21 protein-coding genes are annotated in these 20,540 nt (G+C 30.1%); 16 read left to right on the top strand and 5 right to left on the bottom strand.

Translation table 11 applies throughout. The features are described from left to right. Window positions 1–60 precede the first annotated feature (60 nt). The 10 genes from recR to I4V16_RS17670 all read left to right on the top strand — a co-directional run bounded on the left by recR (window position 61) and on the right by I4V16_RS17670 (window position 9,344). Window positions 61–657 carry a recombination mediator RecR gene (recR, locus tag I4V16_RS15825; RefSeq protein WP_111937918.1) on the top strand — a complete coding sequence of 199 codons (597 nt, stop codon included), beginning with the start codon at window positions 61–63 and terminating at the stop codon, window positions 655–657. A 213-nt stretch (window positions 658–870) separates the two neighbouring features. Beyond that, entirely contained in the window at window positions 871–1,149 is a 279-nt protein-coding gene (locus I4V16_RS15820) for a DUF2508 family protein (RefSeq protein WP_099329411.1), read from the top strand. 46 nt (window positions 1,150–1,195) lie between these two features. Further along, window positions 1,196–1,444: a pro-sigmaK processing inhibitor BofA family protein gene (locus tag I4V16_RS15815; protein ID WP_049178468.1), complete on the top strand. Its 249-nt coding sequence runs from the start codon at window positions 1,196–1,198 to the stop codon at window positions 1,442–1,444. A gap of 374 nt (window positions 1,445–1,818) precedes the next feature. After that, window positions 1,819–2,733 carry an ABC transporter ATP-binding protein gene (locus tag I4V16_RS15810; protein WP_111937919.1) on the top strand — a complete coding sequence of 305 codons (915 nt, stop codon included), beginning with the start codon at window positions 1,819–1,821 and terminating at the stop codon, window positions 2,731–2,733. After that, on the top strand, window positions 2,733–3,959 hold the full coding sequence (locus I4V16_RS15805; RefSeq protein ID WP_111937920.1) for an ABC transporter permease subunit: 1,227 nt from the start codon (window positions 2,733–2,735) through the stop codon (window positions 3,957–3,959). Before I4V16_RS15810 ends, I4V16_RS15805 begins: the two co-directional genes overlap by 1 nt. A gap of 106 nt (window positions 3,960–4,065) precedes the next feature. Beyond that, entirely contained in the window at window positions 4,066–4,251 is a 186-nt protein-coding gene (locus tag I4V16_RS15800) for a hypothetical protein (RefSeq protein ID WP_049178415.1), read from the top strand. Window positions 4,252–4,464: 213 nt separating this feature from the next. Beyond that, window positions 4,465–5,538, top strand: a complete 1,074-nt coding sequence (locus I4V16_RS15795) for an alanine--glyoxylate aminotransferase family protein (protein ID WP_049178416.1) — start codon at window positions 4,465–4,467, stop codon at window positions 5,536–5,538. A 77-nt stretch (window positions 5,539–5,615) separates the two neighbouring features. After that, the gene (locus I4V16_RS15790; RefSeq protein WP_099329413.1) at window positions 5,616–6,524 is read left to right on the top strand and encodes a D-2-hydroxyacid dehydrogenase; all 909 of its coding nucleotides are present in this window, start codon (window positions 5,616–5,618) and stop codon (window positions 6,522–6,524) included. A gap of 21 nt (window positions 6,525–6,545) precedes the next feature. Next, window positions 6,546–7,802 (top strand): DUF1015 family protein, encoded by a 1,257-nt coding sequence (locus tag I4V16_RS15785; RefSeq protein WP_111937921.1) that lies wholly within the window; start codon window positions 6,546–6,548, stop codon window positions 7,800–7,802. 180 nt (window positions 7,803–7,982) lie between these two features. Continuing rightward, complete coding sequence (locus tag I4V16_RS17670; RefSeq protein ID WP_161954475.1) at window positions 7,983–9,344, top strand: methyl-accepting chemotaxis protein; 1,362 nt, start codon at window positions 7,983–7,985, stop codon at window positions 9,342–9,344. Window positions 9,345–9,372: 28 nt separating this feature from the next. Here I4V16_RS17670 and I4V16_RS15775 read toward each other — a convergent pair whose 3' ends face one another. From I4V16_RS15775 to I4V16_RS15765, 3 genes are all read right to left on the bottom strand, one after another. Then, on the bottom strand, window positions 9,373–10,137 hold the full coding sequence (locus tag I4V16_RS15775) for a metallophosphoesterase (protein ID WP_161954476.1): 765 nt from the start codon (window positions 10,135–10,137) through the stop codon (window positions 9,373–9,375). A 403-nt stretch (window positions 10,138–10,540) separates the two neighbouring features. Next, window positions 10,541–11,236 carry a 5'-methylthioadenosine/adenosylhomocysteine nucleosidase gene (locus I4V16_RS15770; RefSeq protein WP_111937924.1) on the bottom strand — a complete coding sequence of 232 codons (696 nt, stop codon included), beginning with the start codon at window positions 11,234–11,236 and terminating at the stop codon, window positions 10,541–10,543. Between the two features lie 56 nt (window positions 11,237–11,292). Next, window positions 11,293–12,162: a type II CAAX endopeptidase family protein gene (locus I4V16_RS15765; RefSeq protein WP_111937925.1), complete on the bottom strand. Its 870-nt coding sequence runs from the start codon at window positions 12,160–12,162 to the stop codon at window positions 11,293–11,295. A 145-nt stretch (window positions 12,163–12,307) separates the two neighbouring features. Here I4V16_RS15765 and I4V16_RS15760 point away from each other — a divergent pair, with 145 nt between their 5' ends. After that, window positions 12,308–13,066, top strand: coding sequence for a tRNA threonylcarbamoyladenosine dehydratase (locus I4V16_RS15760; protein WP_099329419.1), 759 nt, complete (start codon window positions 12,308–12,310; stop codon window positions 13,064–13,066). Between the two features lie 145 nt (window positions 13,067–13,211). Here the strand turns inward: I4V16_RS15760 and I4V16_RS15755 are convergent, their stop codons facing one another. Next, window positions 13,212–13,634, bottom strand: a complete 423-nt coding sequence (locus tag I4V16_RS15755; RefSeq protein WP_242979738.1) for a DUF4230 domain-containing protein — start codon at window positions 13,632–13,634, stop codon at window positions 13,212–13,214. Here I4V16_RS15755 and I4V16_RS17345 point away from each other — a divergent pair. From I4V16_RS17345 to I4V16_RS15740, 4 genes are all read left to right on the top strand, one after another. Beyond that, a complete protein-coding gene (locus I4V16_RS17345; protein WP_207742131.1) occupies window positions 13,600–13,791 on the top strand; it encodes a hypothetical protein in 192 nt (63 codons plus the stop codon). The two genes, I4V16_RS15755 and I4V16_RS17345, sit on opposite strands and share 35 nt — an antisense overlap. A gap of 243 nt (window positions 13,792–14,034) precedes the next feature. Then, the gene (locus I4V16_RS15750) at window positions 14,035–14,970 is read left to right on the top strand and encodes a GNAT family protein (protein ID WP_111937927.1); all 936 of its coding nucleotides are present in this window, start codon (window positions 14,035–14,037) and stop codon (window positions 14,968–14,970) included. A 3-nt stretch (window positions 14,971–14,973) separates the two neighbouring features. After that, a complete protein-coding gene (locus tag I4V16_RS15745) occupies window positions 14,974–15,819 on the top strand; it encodes a PRD domain-containing protein (RefSeq protein WP_049178426.1) in 846 nt (281 codons plus the stop codon). A gap of 259 nt (window positions 15,820–16,078) precedes the next feature. Next, window positions 16,079–17,728, top strand: coding sequence for a PTS transporter subunit EIIC (locus tag I4V16_RS15740; protein ID WP_049178427.1), 1,650 nt, complete (start codon window positions 16,079–16,081; stop codon window positions 17,726–17,728). 41 nt (window positions 17,729–17,769) lie between these two features. Here the strand turns inward: I4V16_RS15740 and I4V16_RS15735 are convergent, their stop codons facing one another. Continuing rightward, window positions 17,770–18,276 (bottom strand): PTS glucose transporter subunit IIA, encoded by a 507-nt coding sequence (locus I4V16_RS15735; protein ID WP_049178428.1) that lies wholly within the window; start codon window positions 18,274–18,276, stop codon window positions 17,770–17,772. A gap of 434 nt (window positions 18,277–18,710) precedes the next feature. Between I4V16_RS15735 and nagE the strand changes: the two genes are divergently transcribed. Beyond that, complete coding sequence (nagE, locus tag I4V16_RS15730; protein ID WP_111938259.1) at window positions 18,711–20,114, top strand: N-acetylglucosamine-specific PTS transporter subunit IIBC; 1,404 nt, start codon at window positions 18,711–18,713, stop codon at window positions 20,112–20,114. The last annotated feature ends 426 nt before the right edge of the window (window positions 20,115–20,540 follow it).

The following is a 20,540-nucleotide window of genomic DNA, read 5'->3' as shown; positions in this document are numbered from 1 at the left end:
AAGGCATACAGGTATAAATTATTCCTGTATGCCTTTTTACTGAAAGGAATGAGGGAAGGTATGGATTTTTATCCAGTAGCTATAGAAAAACTAATAGAAGAATTTGCAAAGTTACCTAGTATAGGACAAAAGACAGCTCAAAGACTAGCTCTACATGTATTAAATTTACCTGAAGATGAGGTTAAAGAATTTGCAGGAGCATTAGTTAAAGCAAGAGGAACTATAAAATACTGTTCAGTTTGTGGAAATTTTACTGATAGTGACCCATGTGTAATATGTTCAAATCCTAATAGGGATAAGGGTATAATTTGTGTAGTAGAACAACCTAAAGATATTATGACAATGGAGAAGGTAAAGGAATTTAATGGGCTTTATCATGTTCTTCATGGCAATATTTCTCCTATGCAAGGAAGAGGCCCACAAGATATTAGAATAAGAGAATTAGTATCTAGAATGAGAGAAGATATAAAAGAAGTAATAGTTGCAACTAACCCTAATATTGAGGGAGAAGCAACAGCTATGTACATATCTAAGATATTGAAACCTCTAGATGTTAAAGTAACAAGAATTGCAGCTGGAATTCCAGTAGGTGGAGATTTAGAATATGCAGATGAAGTAACTTTATCTAAAGCCTTAGAAGGAAGAACTGAAATATAATGTGGAAATAAAAAAGGAGGGCCACAATTTACATTGGGCCCTTTAATAGATAGATGGGAGTTTTAGAAGTTTTGTTTGATAATGAGTGAAAAGCTTCTTATAGAATTAATATATGAGATAGAGTGAAATGTGTTCCAAAATTTTTTTAAAATGCTTGTATACTACCTCTAAAAAATGGAAATGATTTAAATAAATAAGTTTGGAGGGGTAGTTATGAATAAAAAGAATATAATTCAATATATTACAGGTATTAAGGAAAGTGAGAACGAAGGAGCAGATATTGTAGATGCAATTGAAGATGCTAAGGCAGAACTTGAAGCTGCAAGAAGCACATTTGATAATGTACAGGACTCAAGATTAATTGAACTTGCTATCTATGCTGAAGAAGTTGCATTAAAAAGATATGAATATTTACTTTCATTAGCAAAAGAGAGAGATATTAGAGTAAGTAATGAATATATATTAGATAGATGCATAAGAATGGCAGAGTAAAGTAAACGGGGGGATTTCAATGGAACAATTAACACAGTTAGTAACTATGAATCCGATAATATTTGGTATAGTAGGATTAGTCATATTATTTATTATTTTAAAGTTATTTAAGTGGCCTTTAAAGATACTCCTTAATGGTGTATTTGGTGTGATATTATTATACTTAGTTAACTTTATAGGTGGACAAGTTGGATATCCAAACCTTATTGGAATCAACTGGATAACAGCTCTTGTGGCGGGATTCTTAGGAATACCAGGGGTAGCTGTTTTAGTAATATTTAAATTGTTTATGTAGTTTTGAGCTCACTTAATTAGTGGGCTTTTTTTATTTTTTAGGAAATTATAACTTCAATTAAATTATGGATAACTTCAACAATTTAGCGATACATTAGTCCATTTCTTCCTAAAGAATAAAAAATAAAATATATACCCCTGCAAGATTTTCCTCAGGCAAGCTTCGGAAGCTCTAATGAGTAAGTTCTATTTACCAAATTTAAATTTGTAATATCACTTATGCAGATGGGCGAAAAAAATCGACGGCTCCACAGTCGCCTTGGCGATTTTTTTATATAAATTAAGAATATGTTAAGAAAAAACTAAGGTTTTAGATTGTTTATTCTTAAGTATTGGTGGTTATTATTAGGATATAGAATTTTAGGAGGAGAACATATGAAAGTTTTAGAAGTAAAAGGGGTAAAGAAAAAACTTGGCAAAAGAGAAATTATTAAAGGTTTGGATTTATCCGTAAATGAGGGAGAAATTTTTGGGTTTTTAGGACCAAACGGTGCGGGTAAAACAACAACTATAAGAATGCTTGTTGGATTAATATCTCCAAATGAAGGGGAAATAGTGGTATGTGGTAAAAGCGTTTTATCAGAAAAAGAACAAGCTCTTAAAAATGTTGGCGCAGTTGTAGAAAATCCTGAACTTTATAAATATCTTTCTGGTAGAGAAAATCTTATGCAAATAGCAAGAATAAGAAAAGTATCTAAAGAAGAAGTAGAAGAATTAATAGATTTAGTTGGTCTTAAAGATAGAATAGACGATAAAGTAAGAAAGTATTCCTTAGGAATGAAACAAAGACTGGGATTAGCTGCTGCATTAATAGGAGATCCTAAGTTATTGATTTTAGATGAGCCTACAAACGGGTTAGATCCTTCAGGTATTATAGATTTTAGAGATGTTGTAAAGAAGGCATCAAGAGAAAGAGGAATGGCTGTATTTATCTCTTCCCATATATTAAGTGAAGTTCAAAATCTTTGTGATAGAGTTGCATTTATAAATAATGGAGTTATTAAGTCTGTAGAAGATATTCATGATAATAGCATGGAAACGGAATTAGATAGTTTAACATTAGTGGTTTCAAGCAATAAGGAACAAGCTATAAAAGTATTAAAAGACATTGGGTTTGTAAATTCATCAACAGTTATAGATGAAGAAATTCATATAATAGTCGAAACAGGAAAAACAACGGAATTATTAAAGATATTATTAGAGAATAATGTGTTAGTTGAAGAAATTTATAAGAATAGAAAAGGACTTGAACAAAGATATATGGAGCTTGTTGAAGGAGGGATAAGATAATGATATTTACATTAATAAAAAACGAATTAATTAAGATATCTAAAAGAGCTAAAACATGGATTGTATTTGCATTGTTTGCTATTTGTGTAGTTGGAATTGGAATTATAAGTAATATAGATGCAAAACAAATAGCTTATAACAATACTCCAGAAGGTAGAATAGAATCTTTAAATAGCTCTATCCAATATGCTGAAGATCACTTAAAGGAGTTAGAGACATATAAGGATAAATGGGCAGAGGAAGCAATAGAGGAGCAAAAGCAACATATAATTAGCCTAAAGGAAGAGATTAAGCTTCAAGAGGAAAGAAAGAAGAATCCTAATGATCCTAATTTGTGGAGAAAAACATTAGAACAAGAAAAGAAAAATATTCAAGAAGTTTTAGATGATGAAAGCTATCCTGATAGATATAAGACATATGAAAAACAAAGGATGGCAGAAATAAATTCATTTTTAGATGCTGGAATAAAGCCAGTAGAAGAGTGGGAGTTCTATCCTACAAATGTTGGAATGCAATTTATGCAAGTTGTAGGTTTAATAATATTAGCAGCAGGTATTGCTGTGTTTATGAGCGATATTGTTTCAGGTGAGTCTACACCAGCTACATTAAAGTTTTTATTAGTTCAACCAATCTCTAGAGCAAAGGTTATTTTATCTAAATTTATTGCAGTTGTTATTACAGTTGTAGGTATGATAGCTGGATTAGAGGTTGCTGCCTATGGGGTGATAGGAGCATTTACTGGATTTGATGCTGCAAAAATGCCTAAATTAATAGGTATGAAGTTCCAATGGGATTATAGTGAAATAGAAAAGTATGGTGCACCTCAATTATCACAAGTTGATGGTAGTGGAATATTATCAACAAGAGGAGATGCATTATTCCAAGGGTTTGCTTTACAAATATTATTTATAATTGCATGTTGTGCTCTTATATTTATGATATCTACATTAGTTAAGAGTAGCATGATTAGTATGGCTATTTCAGTATTAGTTTGTGTAGCAAGCACTATGATTTGCATGATGTCTCCTTCTGTAGCATCTAAGTTTGGACATTTAATATTCTTAAACTATGGAAATACAGTTAGTGTTATAGATGGTAGTATAGCTCAGATGTTTAATAATCCTAACTTCAGCATAGGCTTTGGAGTTGCTTTAATGGTTGGAACTATTGTTGTTTGTTATACAATATCAACTGTTATATTTAATAAGAAAGATATTTTAGCATAGGTAAAAATCAATGTTACCTCTAGTACCATTATTACAACTATTACTTCTTTTACTTCTAATATTATGTTAATCTATATTATATTGAAAGGTTTAAGGAGATGATTTTATGCCAGCCGGTACTGGAGTTAATTGCGGAGAATGTCCTGAAAAGAAGAATGGGAAGTGTAATGGCGATGATACAAGATGCCTTTGCTATAAATGTCCTAGAAAGTTATCTCAATGTATGTGCGTAAAGTATTGTAGAGAAACTGAATCAGTTTTATATTTTGATGAAGATGAAAACCACTGGTAGAAATACTAGTGGTTTTTTATGTTTGTAGTTAATAAATCATAAATAAATCTTAAAAATAAAAATATTTAAAAAAAATGTATACCCAATTTCATAATAATGGTATATAATATACATTACAAGAACACTTGTATTTCATACAAATACACATGGGGCTTTTTTATTAGAAATTCAAGTGAAGCAATAAGTATATAGATAATTAGGGGGATGTTAAACATGCATAAGAAATTATTTATTCCTGGACCAGTAGAAGTACGTCCAGAAGTCTTAGCCAAAATGGCTGAACCAATGATAGGTCATAGAAGCAAGGATGCTTCAGCATTACAAAGAAGAATAAGTGATAATATGAGAAAGATATTTTTCACAGAAAGTGAAATTCTTCTTTCAACTACTTCAGGTAGTGGGCTTATGGAGGGGGCTATAAGATGCTGTACAGCAAAAAAAGCAGCAGTATTTTCAGTAGGTGCCTTTGGTAAGAGATGGTATGAGATGGCTGTTTCAAATAATGTACAAGCAGATCTTTATGAAGTAGAAATGGGTAAGGCAGTTGACCCCAAAGATGTTGATAAGGCACTTGCTACAGGAGAATATGATTTAGTGGCAGTTACTCATAATGAAACATCTACAGGCATAATGAATCCAATTGAAGAAATAGGGGAAGTAGTAAAGAAATATCCTGAAGTTGTATTTATAGTAGATATGGTTAGTTCAGCAGCAGGAAGTAAGGTGGAAGTGGACAAGTGTGGAATAGATGTTTGTATTACTTCAACTCAAAAATGTATTGGATTGCCTCCAGGAATGTCAATTTGTACATTCTCTGAGAAAGCAAGAAAGAGAGCTGAACAAGTTCCTAACAGGGGATATTATTTAGATTTACTTCAATTATATAAATATATTCAAAAGAAGGATTATCAATATCCATCAACTCCTTCACTTTCTCATATGTTTGCTTTAGATTATCAACTAGATTATATCTTAAATGAGGAAGGTCTTGAAAATAGATTTGCAAGACATAAGGAAATGGCAAAAATAGTTAGAGATTGGGCAGAAAAGAATTTTGAATTATATTCAGATAAGAATCATCTATCAAATACAGTTACTAATGTTAAGAATACAAAGAATATAGATGTATCAGCATTAAACAAAGCACTTGGGGAAAGAGGTTTCCAAATTTCTAATGGATATGGAAGCTTAAAAGATAAGACTTTTAGAATAGCTCATATGGCAGATTGCCAAGTTGAAGATGTAAAAGAATTATTAAAGAATATTGATGAAATTTTAGGATTATAAAACTTTGAGAGTTTAGAGTATTATCTAAACTCTTCAAAATTATATGGTAATAAGCAAAGATTAAGGGGGAATATATTATGATTAAGGTGTTAACAAACGACGGGTTAGAAGCTGCTGCTATAGAGAGCTTAAAAGCAGCTGGGGCAGAAGTAGTTAATGAGCATATAGAAGCAGATAAATTAGGAGAAGCATTAAAGGATTTTGATGCACTTGTTGTAAGGTCAGCTACTAAGGTTACGGCTGATGTATTAGATAAAGCTGAAGGCGGAAAATTAAAGTTAGTAGTTAGAGCAGGGGTTGGCATTGATAACATTGATATAAAACATGCCCATGACAAAGGTGTTACAGTAAAGAATACTCCTAATGCAAGTTCAGATTCTGTTGCAGAACTAGTATTAGCTCATATGTTTACAGTTGCAAGATTTTTAAGCAATTCAAATGTAACAATGAGAGATGGCCAATGGAATAAGAAGAAATATAAAGGTGTGGAAATTGCAGGTAAAACCTTAGGGGTTATAGGAATGGGTAGAATAGGTAGATCTTTAGCGAAAAAAGCTACAGCTCTTGGAATGACTGTAATATATAATGATATATTTGGAAAACAAGATAATTTAGAATATGAATTCTGTGATATGGAAGATTTATTAAAGAAGTCTGACTTTATATCATTACATGTTCCATATGATAAAGAAAAGGGTTCAGTAATAGGTAAAAAAGAGTTTGAATTAATGAAAGATGGAGCTTACCTAATAAATTGTGCTAGAGGAAACGTTGTTGATGAAGATGCTTTATTAGATGCATTAAACAGTGGCAAGGTAGCTGGAGCAGGTATAGATGTATTTGCTAAAGAGCCTACAGCAAATGAAGCTTTAGTTAATCATCCTAATGTAAGTGTAACACCTCACATAGGAGCTTCAACTGAAGAAGCACAAACAAGAATTGGTGATGAGGTAGCATCAACTATAAAAGAATTCTTTAATTTATAAAATATTAGGGGGTAAAACGGAGTGGCTATAGTTAAGGCGTTTAAAGGTATAAGGCCAATTGAAGAATTGGCCTCAAAGATAGCAGCATTACCATATGATGTTATGAGTAGTGAAGAGGCTAGAGATATGGTTGTAGATAATCCGTACTCATTTCTTCATATTGATAGGGCAGAAATAGACTTAGACCCTTCTGTAGATATACACGATAAAAAGGTTTATGAGAAAGCTAGAGAAAATCTAGACAAAATGATTGAAGATGGTCAATTTATTCAAGATGAGAAACCTTGCCTTTATATTTACAGACAGATAATGAACGGAAGGGCTCAAACTGGATTAGTATTTTGTGCATCTATAGATGATTATCTTAATAATGTTATAAAGAAGCATGAATATACAAGAGCAGATAAAGAGTTAGATAGAATTAATCATGTAGATTATTGTGATTCCAATACAGGTCCAATATTCTTAACTTATAGGGAAGATGAAGTTACTTCTGAGGTTATTAAGGAATGGACTAAGGAAGGAACTAAAAGAAAGCCAGTATATGACTTTGTTTCAGAAGATGGAATAGGCCATCAAGTATGGGTTATAGATAATGAAATAATAGTAGAAGAAATAATTGCGTTATTTAATGAAATAGAAAATCTTTATATTGCAGATGGGCATCACAGGTCAGCTTCGGCAGTTAAGGTAGGATTAAAAAGAAGAGAAGAAAATCCGGACTATACTGGAGAAGAGGAGTTTAACTATTTTTTAGCGGTGGCATTTCCAGACAATGATTTAATGGTTATGGATTATAACAGGGTAGTTAAAGATTTAAATGGTCTATCTACTGATGAATTCTTTGAGAAGTTAAAAGATAACTTCATAATTACTGAATCTAAAGAAAATGTACAAATAAAACCATCTAGTAAGCATACATTTGGTATGTTTATTGAAGACAAGTGGTACTTGCTTGAAGCTAAAAAAGGAAGTTTTAATGAAGAGGACCCTATAAAAAGTTTAGATGTAGCAATATTACAAGATAATATTCTTACACCCATATTAGGAATAGAGGATGTTAGAACATCGGATAGGATAGATTTTATTGGTGGAATAAGAGGATTAAGTGAACTAGAAAGAAGAGTTCATAAAGATATGAAGGTTGCTTTTTCCATGTATCCTACAGAAGTTGTAGATATAATGAAGGTAGCTGATACAAATCAAGTAATGCCTCCTAAGTCTACATGGTTTGAACCAAAATTAAGAAGTGGATTATTTGTTCATAAATTAAGATAAGAGGAACTTATTATAAAAAAGGTTTATAAAAAAATATTAATAATATGTTAAGAATTATAAATTATATTACGATAATTAAATAAGGCGATATGGTCAAGTATTTAGCTCAATGGAGAGTAAGGCATGTTTGTCTTGCTCTTTTTTATTTCACATCACAGTACAACGAAGGGGGAATGCCAAGTGAACGCACAATATGATAAAACGTACAGAAAAAGTTTAAAAATTGTTATTACAAAGAAAGTTGCAGTGGTATTTGCAATAGTATATGGAATTAGTATTTTATCACTATATTTCATAGGAAAGATGCTTTTAAAGGATGAAGCTGTAAGTCTAGCGATAGGATCATCATTTAACAAAATGATATTAGCCTATTCTGCAATACTGTTAGTAGTTTTAGTAGCAGGTGTAATTTTTGTTTATAAGGCAGTAGAGAAGTTTGCAACCTTAATACACAGATTTAGAACACACTTTCAGCTATTAAAAGAAGGAGACTTCTTTTATAGAATTAGAGAAAAACACTTTAAAAGAGAAGATGAATTGGCTGGTATAGCTATAGAAACAGATGCAATGCAAGATGCTGTTGTAAAAATGTTAGGAGATGTTAATAGTGCAGCTATTGAAGTTAATGATAAGTCTAATGCAGTAACTCATACATCCCAAGGTTTAATGAATTCAGCAGAAAACATTTCAAAATCTGTATCAGAAATTACATCAAATTTAACAGAAGAATCTGCTAGTATATTAAATATAGTAAGTATTTTAACAGATTTTAAGAGCATACTTGAAACTAATTTAGAAGCAACTAATAATATAACTAGTATGTCTAGAAATGTTAATGATAAAGCTAATATAAGTTTTTCTGACATGGAAAAACTAAGAACATCATTTGAAGATTTCAATGGAAAGTTTGATGAATTCGTTTCTATTATTGAAAGCATGCAAGCTAATATAGAAGAAGTAGACAAGATATCAGTTCTTATTAATGGAATTGCAGAACAAACTAATCTTCTAGCATTAAATGCAGCTATTGAGGCAGCAAGAGCTGGAGAGTCAGGAAGAGGATTTAGTGTTGTTGCAGAGGAAATAAGAGCATTATCTGAACAAACTAAGGAATCATCTATAAATATAAATAAATTAGTAGGAAATGTTCTAGGAAATTCTAAAAACTTAGTTAGTAAGACTAGTGATATGGTTAAAGACATTCAAGAACAAAATAATACTATTTACACATCAACATCAGCATTTAAGGATATATCTAAGTTAATTATTGATATGAATCCTGCAATGAATAGTTTAGAAAAAAGCTCAAAAGAAGTATCAAAGAAGAGTGATTATATTATAGAAAAAATTAAGAATATATCTGAAACATCAGAGGAAATCGTTGCATTATCTGAGGAGATTAATTCTGCTTCAGAAGAGATGGATTCATCATCTAAGTTTGTATATGAATTATCTAAGGAACTTGGAGTGCTTGCGGATAATACTTTAAAAGCAGCAGGTGTATTTAGATTAGAAAAACCAGAAGATGAAGAATGGAAATAATTAAAGAGTAAGGCATAAGCCTTACTCTTTAATTATGTAGTTTAATCATTACTATTTCAGAGGAACTGCCTATTCTTATAGGAGGTCCCCATGTTCCAAAGCCAGAAGTAACTACAACAGAAGTGTTCTGAAACTTTCCTAATCCATAGTCAATATCAAATAATTTATCAGTTATTAAATTAATAGGAGAAAGCTGCCCTTTATGTGTATGGCCAGATACCTGTAAATCAATGTTATTACTGATTGATTCGTCTAAATATTGAGGGTTATGGTCTATAACGATAACGGGTTTATCAGAATTAAAGTTATCTATTGAACTTTTAATAACATTTAAGGAGTCTCTTTCTCCGTTATATCTTTTTACAGTAGCATCATCTCTGCCAATTAAGTAGAAGGAATCATTAATTAAAGTTATTTCATCTCTTAATACATTCACATTTACTTTAGAAAGCATATTTTCTAATTCATCTGCTTCACCAGTATAGAAATCATGATTTCCAAGGGATAGATATGTTCCGTATCTACTTTCTATATCTTTTAATAAATCTAGCATATCTTTTTCTTTAACAGGGGTTAAGTCACTATCTACTAAATCTCCTGCAATTAAAACCATATCACCATTTAATGAATTGATTTTTTCAACCAAAGTATTTAATCTATTATTTTCAATAACTTCACCTAAATGTATATCAGAAACAAGCACTATGTTAACATCATTTTTTAAAGCTTTATCTATTTTTATATCATAATTTTTAATGGAAATTGAGTGACTAAAATATGTACCTATACACACCAATATTAATGATAGAAGTATAGAATAAAAATATAAGTCTAAATTTAAGTTTTTATTTTTAAATATTCTATAAATAATAAAGGATATTATAAATAATAAAATTATGTAAAAAAGAAAAGCTAGATAATATGATCCAATAAAATATAAGATTTTATTTATAAGTGTTGGAACATAATTTTTGATAAGTTCATAAAGAATAAACGAAGAACTTAATAAGACAAATATAATAATAAATAATTTGGAATTTATATTTATCCTATTACTGATTGATTTATATATTCTTTTACCAATAAGGTAATTAATTAATCCATATACAAATATAAAAGCAATAATACCTAAAATCAATTTTATCATCTCCTATAAAGATACCTACTAACTAAAATAGCTAGTAGGTATAATATTATTAATTCATAGAAAGTAACATTTCTTTTAATATTGAAGTAGAGTTTTTAACTGCTATTGGAGTGAACTTTTCAAAGTCCATATGAGCTCCATTGTTAGCATTATCAGAGATTGATCTAATAACTACAACAGGAATGTTGTTTAAGTAGCAAACGTGAGCAATACTTGCACCTTCCATTTCGCAAGATAAAGCATTAAATTCTTTTTCAAGCCACTTGATTTTTTCTACATCTGCAACAAATACATCTCCAGACACTATTCTACCTGTAAAAGTATTAAAACCTCCAACCTTTTCACATGCATTGTTTGCTAATTCTATTAAAGAAAGGTCACATTTAAAATCGAAAGTATCCATTCTAGGAACTTGACCATGTGGGTCTCCAAATGCAGTAGTATCCATATCATGTTCAACTAAGTTAGTAGCTATAACTACATCACCAGGGTATATATCTTTTCCTATACCTCCAGCAACACCAACATTTATAACCTTATCTACGTTAAATTCAGATACTAATATTTGTGTACATACAGCTGCGTTTACCTTTCCAATTCCACAAACTACAGCAATTACGTCGTTATTCCAAAGCTTACCTTTGTTAAAAGTCATTCCAGCTTTTGTAGTTGAAGAGTCAAGTTGCATATCTTTTAATAATATTTCTAATTCTTCACTCATTGCAGCGATTATTCCTAAAGTCATTCTATTTATCCTCCTAAAAGTGTTTATTCATAAAATAATAGTTATAGTTTAACATATTACGTTTCGTCATTGGAATATAAATTTTCATCTATTGGTATTATACTAATAAAACGTCTTTCATAATTAAGACGCATATGTTTTTTTAAATAAATAAGTACAGGAATACTTATTAAGCAGGAAATTACCATATTAAAAGCTACTCCACCAAAAACTAAAGGAATCAAAAAGAAAAATGGAGTAATGTTATTAAAGAAGTGGCAGTAAATAGCTAAGTATAAAGAATGTGTCTTATAATATATACAACCAATTATTAATGCTAGTAAAAATGCATTTACTCCTTGATGTAAATTACCATGTGCAAAAGCAAATAATAGGGAAGATATAATAATAGCTGTAGAAGGATTATATCTTTTAAGCATACCATTTAATATTATTCCCCTAAAAATAACTTCTTCTACTATAGGAGCTATTATGCAGACAGATAAGACGGCATAAATAAGAGAACTATTTAAAGTTTGCTCAGCTTGTATAAGAGTATCATTTTCAGGTATTCTAAGCATCATTGGCAAAATAAAAGCGTCAAATAATAGTCTAAAGACTATAAGTAATAATGTAATATGGAAGAGCGTTTTTTTATTAACTTTTTTAAATGTATTTAGTTTATTTGTTCTTCTTCCAAAGACTTTATTAAGTATAAGTATCTCAATGGGTAAGGTAAATAATCTTACTATTGCAAAGATAGAAATAATTGTAGCCTCTGATTTGGATTGAAAACATAAGGCGTATATTAAAACCATAACAATAGCATCAACAGTTAGCCATAATAAAATTACCCCTATACTTTTCCAAAATCCAATATCAAACTCTATGTTTTCATTTTCTATATTTTTTAAAGGACTAAAAATATTTTGTATTAAATTTCTCATAGAATCCCCCCTATAAACTTATATTTTAATTATATACAATAAATGGGATTTATAACAATAAATAAAGAAATAATGGGGTTGTAATAATGTAAGATATAAAATAAAATAAATTAATAAAATCTTTAATAGTAAGGAGAGATTAGGAATGTTACAACATCCTTTATCTAGAACAGAATTATTAATTGGAAAAGATGGTTTAGATAAATTAAGAAATAGTAAAGTAATGATATTTGGAGTAGGAGGAGTAGGGAGTTATACTGTAGAAGCATTAACAAGAGCTGGAGTAGGAACTTTAATTTTAGTTGATGATGATACTGTGTGCCTTACAAACTTAAATAGACAAATACATGCTACTTATAAAACTATAAGTAAAGTTAAAGTTGAAGTTATGAAAGAAAGAATTCTTTCTATAAACAGAAAGTGTGAGGTAATAACTCATCAAGTATTTGTAACTAAAGAAAATATTCCGGAATTAATTCCAGATGATGTTGATTATGTAGTTGATGCAATTGATACAGTATCAGCAAAGATTGCTTTAGTTGAATATTGCTCTGCTAAAGGAATAAAAATTATGAGTTCAATGGGTACAGGGAATAAGTTTGATCCAACTCAATTTAAGGTAGCTGATATATATAAGACTAAAGTATGTCCGTTAGCTAAAGTTATGAGATATGAATTAAAGAGAAGAGGAGTAAAGAAACTTAAGGTTGTTTATTCTGAAGAAATACCAACAAAACCAAAGACAGAAGATGTAGTGACTTGTAAAACAGGATGTGTTTGTACTGGTGAATCAACTAAGAAGTGTGCAGCTAAAAGACAAATACCAGGAAGTATGTCATTTGTTCCACCTGTTGCTGGTATGATAATAGCTGGAGAAGTTATTAAAGATATATTGTCTATGTAAAAATAAAAGAGCTGTTGTAAGGTTAATAAACTTTTCAACAGCTCTTTATTAATATGAATAACTTATATTTATATAAATATAAAAATATAAAAACATATAAATATATGAATATATAAATATAAAAATATATGAATATAGGCCTGTTTTATTTATATATAAACGTTGTTTTAATATCTTCTCCAAGAATAGTTTTTAAAAACTTATCTAAAGCTATATTGCTAGAAGAGCAAGCTTTATCATATAAATCTTTAGAATTCATTTTATTGGTGAATCGTTTCTTTACTTCTCTTTCTATTACACCATACTCTTCTGCATTTAATTCTATATCCCCAAACCTAAGTAATCCTGTCACAGCTTCCTCATAAATTGTTTTGTCATGATTTATATTCACTGAGTATACTGTGGGAGCGGAGATGTTAAGCTCCACATCTCTAGTATCAGAATTCATTTTTAAATCAGAAGAGGAGATTTGAGATAAATCAATCATATAAGAACAATCAGCAAAATAAGTTATCTCTTTATATTTTTCAAATATGCTAAAGTCTCCCCAACTATCATCAACAGTAATTGTCTCTGATAACTCAAGTTCTAAGGGAATTAAGAGATTAGTTTCATTTATATTATTTATAATGCTTTCCTCTGTTAGATATTTAACTCCTGTACCTGATGCATCTGGAAGTGTCCATTGCTTTTTCGATTTTGAAGGAAGTATAAAAATAGTATAGCCAATAAAGATACCTAAAAAAATAAGTATACAAGGAATTAATAAAGAGTTTTTTTGTTTATTCTTTTTTAATAATTTTATGGGAAAACCTCCTTATATAATTAATTTTAATTAAATATATGAGGAAGACTATAAATATATGTTAAATTGATTAATTTGGCAATATTGTGCTTCTTGTATTGTAAAGATTTTAAACTATAATATATAATAGGTTATTATACATGATGGTTTAGGAGATGACTTTATGCCACAGAAATTGGGAGTAAGCATTTTAAAAAGTCCTAGTAATTCTAATGAGTATATTATAAAAGATAAAGATAAAATAAACATTGGTAGATTTATAATTACAGATTTAGATGAAGAGAATAGAAAATGTGATATTAAGTTTAAATTTTATAGAGTTAATGATCAAGATTTACTAACTGAAACTTTAAAGTTAGTATTAAAAGCTGTATTTAATGAAATACGGGTAAATAAAATTAATATCTTTATTTCTGAACTTATTCCTATAAGCCCTTTCTTAGATTTAGGGTTTGTTCTAGAAGGTATATTTAATGAAAATATATATTCACAAGGAAATTCTTTTAGTGAATTATCTATGGGTATAAATAGAAGTGATTATAATTATGGCAACAGAATAAGTCTAGTAAATATAGAAGGTAGAGATTTTAACATTAAGTTATTAACTCCAGAGCATGCACAAAGTCTGTTGGATTATTATATAAGGAATAAAAAACATCTAGAGCCATTTGAACCTTTAAGGGATAATAGTTTTTATACTTATGAAGTACAAAAAAATATATTGAGTGATAGTTATAGACAATTTTTAAATGGAACAGCAGTAGACTTAGGCATATTTAAAGATGATTATCTAATAGGAAAGCTTAAATTGTCTAATATAGTATATGGAATTTTTAAAAGTGGAATACTTGGGTATTCTATTGATAAGGATGAACAAGGCAAAGGATATATGAAAGAAGCTGTTAACTTAGTTGTTAATTATGCATTCGAGGATTTAGATCTTCATAGAGTAGAGGCTTCAGCCTTAGTTGATAATGAACCTTCAAAGCATGTATTGATTGGTTGTGGCTTTACAGAGTTAGGAATAAATAAAAAGTATTTGTATATAAATGGTGGATGGAAAGATCATATTACCTATTATAAAGTAAGGGGTGATTAAAGGTTGATTTTAAGTAATGATGAAATAGTAACTAAGGTATTTAACAATAACATTATATTAGTAAATTCAGAGGATCATGAAAAAATCTTATTTGCTAAGGGAATAGGGTTTGGGAAGAAGCCTGGATATGTTATACCAAAAGGAATAAAAGTAGATAAAATATTTACTATTGCAGATAGTGATAATATTGAAAATCTTAATACTATGATAGAAAAAGTAGATAATGACTTCTTTGTTGTATGTGAAGAGGCTATATATGAAATATCGGAAAAAATAAATCAAGAATTAAATGAAAGTATTCATATAGGATTAATTGATCACCTGTCTTTTGCAATAAAAAGATTGAAAAATAATGAAGAGATTGAAAATCCATTTTTGGTTGAGATAGAGACACTATATTCTAAGGAATATATGTTAGCAGATATGGTTGCTAAAAAGGTAGGGGCATATTGCAATGTAGATATACCTGATGGTGAAATCGCATTTATAGCACTTCATATACATTCAGCAATAAATAATGGGAAGATATCAAATACATTAAAAAATAGTTACTTAGGAAGTACTATAGTAGAACATGTTGAAGATAGATTAAATATAGAAATAGATAGAAAATCGCTAGATTATGCTAGATTCTTGACTCATATTAAATTTGCTATTCAAAGAATTATGGAAAATATACATATAAACAATGAGCTTACAAAAATTATTAAGTCAAGTTATAAAGAGTCTTTTTCTATAGCAGAAGAAGTGGCTGAAATTATAGAGGATGAATTAGGTATAAAAGTTATGGAAGATGAAGTGACGTTTTTAACAATTCATATAGAAAGATTTAGAATGTCAATTAGATAATAATTATAAAAAAAACTTCACATGAGTTTTTTGTTATGATATTATTAGTTTATAAATTAAATAAAGTAAGGTGTAACTGGTAATGCAGGCAAGACTTGATAGAAGTATTTTGGTTTACTTATTAGGAATAATTATAAGTAGATTTAGAAATGCTATAATTGAGTCTTTTTTTGTTGCCTAAATTGCCTTTAGCTGGCCAGCTTTAATAAATTTACCTTACTACTAGAACTTATTATTAGTATTTTAGGAGGAATTGGAAATGCTTAAATATTTACAAAGAATAGGTAAAGCTATAATGCTTCCAATAGCAGCATTACCTATTGCAGGTATACTACTAGGAGTTGGTGGTGCATTATTAGGTATCTCAGGATTAAGTAATCCACCAGCAGTATATGAACCATTAATTTCATTTGTTAATATACCAGCGGTAACTGCAATATTAACAGTTATGAAGAATATAGGTGATATCGTATTTGGTAACTTACCAATTTTATTTGCAGTCGGGGTAGCAGTAGGTTTAGCTAAGAAAGATAAAGGAACTGCTGCGTTAGCTTCTGTATTTGGATTCATAGTAATGAATCAAGTTATATCAACATTACTTGCTTTAGGTACTACTCAGCTAGGAGTTCTTACTCCAGATAATGTAGGAGAGTACGGAACTTATGTTACAACTAACCTAGGAATATTTACATTAAACATGTCAGTATTCGGGGGTATTATTACAGGTATTATTACAGCATTATTACATGATAAGTTCCATGAAATCCAATTACCACAAGTTATAGGTTTCTTCTCTGGTTCAAGATTTGTTCCAATAATAACTTCTGTTGTTATGGCTTTAGTAGGTGCAGTACTTGCATTTGCATGGCCTGTTGTTCAAGATGGTATAGCAGTAATTGCAAATGTAGTTAGAGATGCAGGTTCAATAGGAACATTACTATATGGAATAATAGAAAGAGCGTTAATTCCATTTGGATTACATCACGTATTCTATACTCCATTCTGGTTTGGTTCATTTGTTGAAGGCCATGTGTTAGTAGACGGAGTATGGCAAACAGTTGCAGGAGCAAATACAGCATACTTTGCTCAATTATCAAGTATGACAGATTTAGTTGGTGCATCTGCAGATACTATGGCTAATGTTGTTAGTGGTACTACAAGATTCATGGCAGGTAAATTCCCATTCATGATGTTTGGTTTACCAGCAGCAGCCTTTGCAATGTATAGATGTGCAGCACCAAATAAGAAGAAGACTGTTGGGTCATTATTATTAGCAGCAGCAGTTACTTCATTATTAACAGGTATTACTGAACCTTTAGAGTTTACATTCTTATTCGTAGCACCAGTTTTATATGGAGTTCACTGTTTACTTGCAGGTTTATCATTCATGCTGATGGATATATTTAATGTTTTTATAGGTATGACTTTCTCAGGTGGTTTAATAGACTTTAGCTTATTTGGATTACTTCCAGCAGGTGCAGGAGTTCCAACTAAGTGGTTTATGGTTATAGTTATTGGATTAGTATATGCAGTAGTTTACTATTTCTTATTCTCATTTATGATAAAGAAGTTTAACTTAAAAACTCCTGGTAGAGATGAAAATGAAGAAGATACTAAGTTATTTACAAAAGCTGACTACCAAGCATCAAAAGGTGCTAAGGGTGAAATAGAAGAAAATGCTCCATTAGTATTAGAAGCATTTGGTGGAGAAGAAAATATAGTAAGTGTTGATGCATGTATTACAAGACTTAGAATAGAAGTTAAAGATAAGTCAAAAGTAGATAAAGACAGAATAAAAGCTTTAGGTGCAACAGGTGTTGTAGAAGTAGGTAACGGAATTCAAGCAATATTTGGAGTTAAAGCTGATAGATATAAGAACGAAATAAATAAGATATTAGGAATAAGCTAATATATAAATAATAAAAGCGAAGGAATTATCCTTCGCTTTTATTATTTAACTGTATATTCTATAACTGTTGTTTCTCCAGCAATAGTATCTATATTTTCAACTGGTGTTATTGTTCCTAAGATATCAGGATTTGTTATTAATATTGGAGTAATTAATGATAATCCCTTACTCTTTATTAATTCTCTATCAATCTTAATTATTGGAGTTCCAGCTTTAACCTTTGTTCCTTGTTCAACTAATTGTTCGAAACCTTCACCTTCTAGGCCTACTGTTTCTATTCCTATATGTACTAAAAGCTCAACACCATTTTCTAATGTTAACGCAAAAGCATGTTTTGTTTTGAATACTAAAGTTAATTCTCCATCAGCAGGAGCAACTATAGTATCACCAGTAGTGTCAATAGCAATACCGTCTCCAGCCATCTTTTGTGCGAATACTGGATCTGGAACCTCAGATAGTGGAATTGATTTACCAGCTACAGCTGATACTAATCTAAAATTGTTTTCTACAGATTGTTCATTTTTTTTCTTTTTTAAAAATCCAAACATAATTACCTCCTGAATATAACAGGAAGACTCACATCCTTTCTTAACTATATACTACTATAACTCGTCTTAGTTTTAGAGTATATTGATTAATATATACATATAAAAAAAGGCATAAGTTTTACATGAAAACTTATGCCTGATCTAACAGTAACACGTTTAATCTCATTATATATTTGGTAAAAGTAAGTGTCAATAATTTTGTGTTAAATTATTTTAAATTATATATTGACATGTAAAGGTTTTTATAATAAAATAAAGTCAAAGATAAATAACGGATTACAATTTGGCGTGTTACCAATATGGGCATTAGCCGGAAAGAATGGAAGTGAAGTTCTATTTCTTTTCGGCTTTTTTTGTTGCCAAAAAACAGAAATTATACATTTATTATTTGGCCAAGTTAATCTGAAATGTTTATTGAAAAAGGAGGATTTTATATGTCTAAAGGAAACAACAAAGTCCTAGGAATGTTTCAAAAACTAGGAAAAGCAATGATGACACCAGTAGCAGTAATGCCAGCAGCGGCAATACTAAACAGACTTGGTGCAGCGGATGTTCTTGACCTTCCATGGATGGCAGGTGCAGGTGCAGCTATTTTCAATAACCTACCAATTATATTTGCAGTTGGTATAGCAATAGGTTTAGCAAAACAAAATAATGGTACTGCAGGGCTTGCAGCAGTTGTTGGTTATTTCACAATTACAAATGTAGCAATTTCATTTGATAGCAGTATTGATATGGGAGTTCTAGCCGGTATTATAGTAGGTATATTAACTGGATACTTATATAATAAGTTTAATGATATTCAGCTTCCAGAATTCCTTGGATTCTTTGGTGGTAAGAGATTTGTTCCTATTATAACTTCAGTTTCTTGTTTAATACTAGGTATTGGTGCTGGATTTGTATGGCCATCAATTCAAGGTGCTTTAGATACATTTGGTAACCAAATGGCAGCAGCAGGAGCAATAGGTGCTTTCGTATTTGGTTTATTAAATAGATTATTACTTCCATTTGGGTTACACCATGTATTTAACTCAATATTCTGGTTCCAATTTGGTTCATATCCAAAGGCAGATGGTACTATAGCATATGGGGATATAGCTAGATTCTTTGCTGGAGACCCTACTGCAGGTACTTACATGAGTGGTTTCTTCTTTATAATGATGTTTGCATTACCAGCAGCATGTTTCGCTATGATATTAGCAGCTAAGAAGTCTAAGAGAAAAGCTGTAACTGGTATGTTCTTAAGTATTGCTTTAACAGCATTCTTAACAGGTATAACAGAACCAATCGAGTTTACATTTATGTTTTTAGCTCCAGTATTATATGTATTCCATGCATTAATGACTGGTATAGCATTAGCAGTTGCAAGTATATTAGGTATTAAATTAGGATTTGGATTCTCCGCAGGTTTAACAGATTACTTACTTGGATTTGGGATATCAACAAAACCAATTTTAGCTATAGGGGTAGGATTAATATTTGCAGCAATTTACTTTGTAGTGTTCTACTTAGTAATTAAGAAGTTTAACTTAAAGACTCCAGGTAGAGAAGATGATGAAGATGTTGTTGGTGATAATGGGACAATAGAAAAGTCATCAGGAATAGCTAAAAAGGCTGAAGGAATACTAGAAGCAATAGGTGGTTCAGCTAATATAGAAAGTATAGATGCATGTATAACTAGAATAAGATTAACTGTTGTAAATGGTGAGTTAATTGATGAGAAGAAGCTTAAGAGTTTAGGTGCTAGCGGAGTTATGAAGCTAGATGAAACTAACTATCAAATAGTTGTTGGTACTTTAGCTGATCCACTAGTAACAAATATAAAACAATTAATGTAATATAGAAGTTCTTTCATATAAAAGAGACGTAGAATTGGTTAATTCTACGTCTCTTTTATTTGAAATTGTATAAAAATCAAATTCAAATTGTTACACTAATCCTGGTGTATCTACATATGGATAATAAAGATAATAATAGATATATCAAGTTATATAAAGTTTAATTTAAGAAAATGAGAAATTATATGTCGTGTAATGTCGAATATCATGGTAAGATAAATCTCGTCGCAAGGCAAGAATCAAGTAAATGTGGACAACAAGTAAATTTAAAAAAGTAAAAAAAGTTGTTGACAAGATTCGAGTTGAGTGATAAGATAAAGTAGTCGCTTGAGTGCGACACACAAATTGGTCTTTGAAAATTGAACAGAATATAAAGTTAAAAACCAGCAATTCTTTTTTACGAGTAAACTTGAGAAATCAAGTTGT

The sequence above is a fragment of the Clostridium sp. 1001283B150210_160208_E6 genome (assembly GCF_015669365.1).
Taxonomy (GTDB): Bacteria; Bacillota; Clostridia; order Clostridiales; family Clostridiaceae; genus Clostridium; species Clostridium paraputrificum.
The sequence above is the reverse complement of the archived record's forward strand: the minus strand, read 5'-3'. Positions and strand labels throughout refer to the sequence as shown.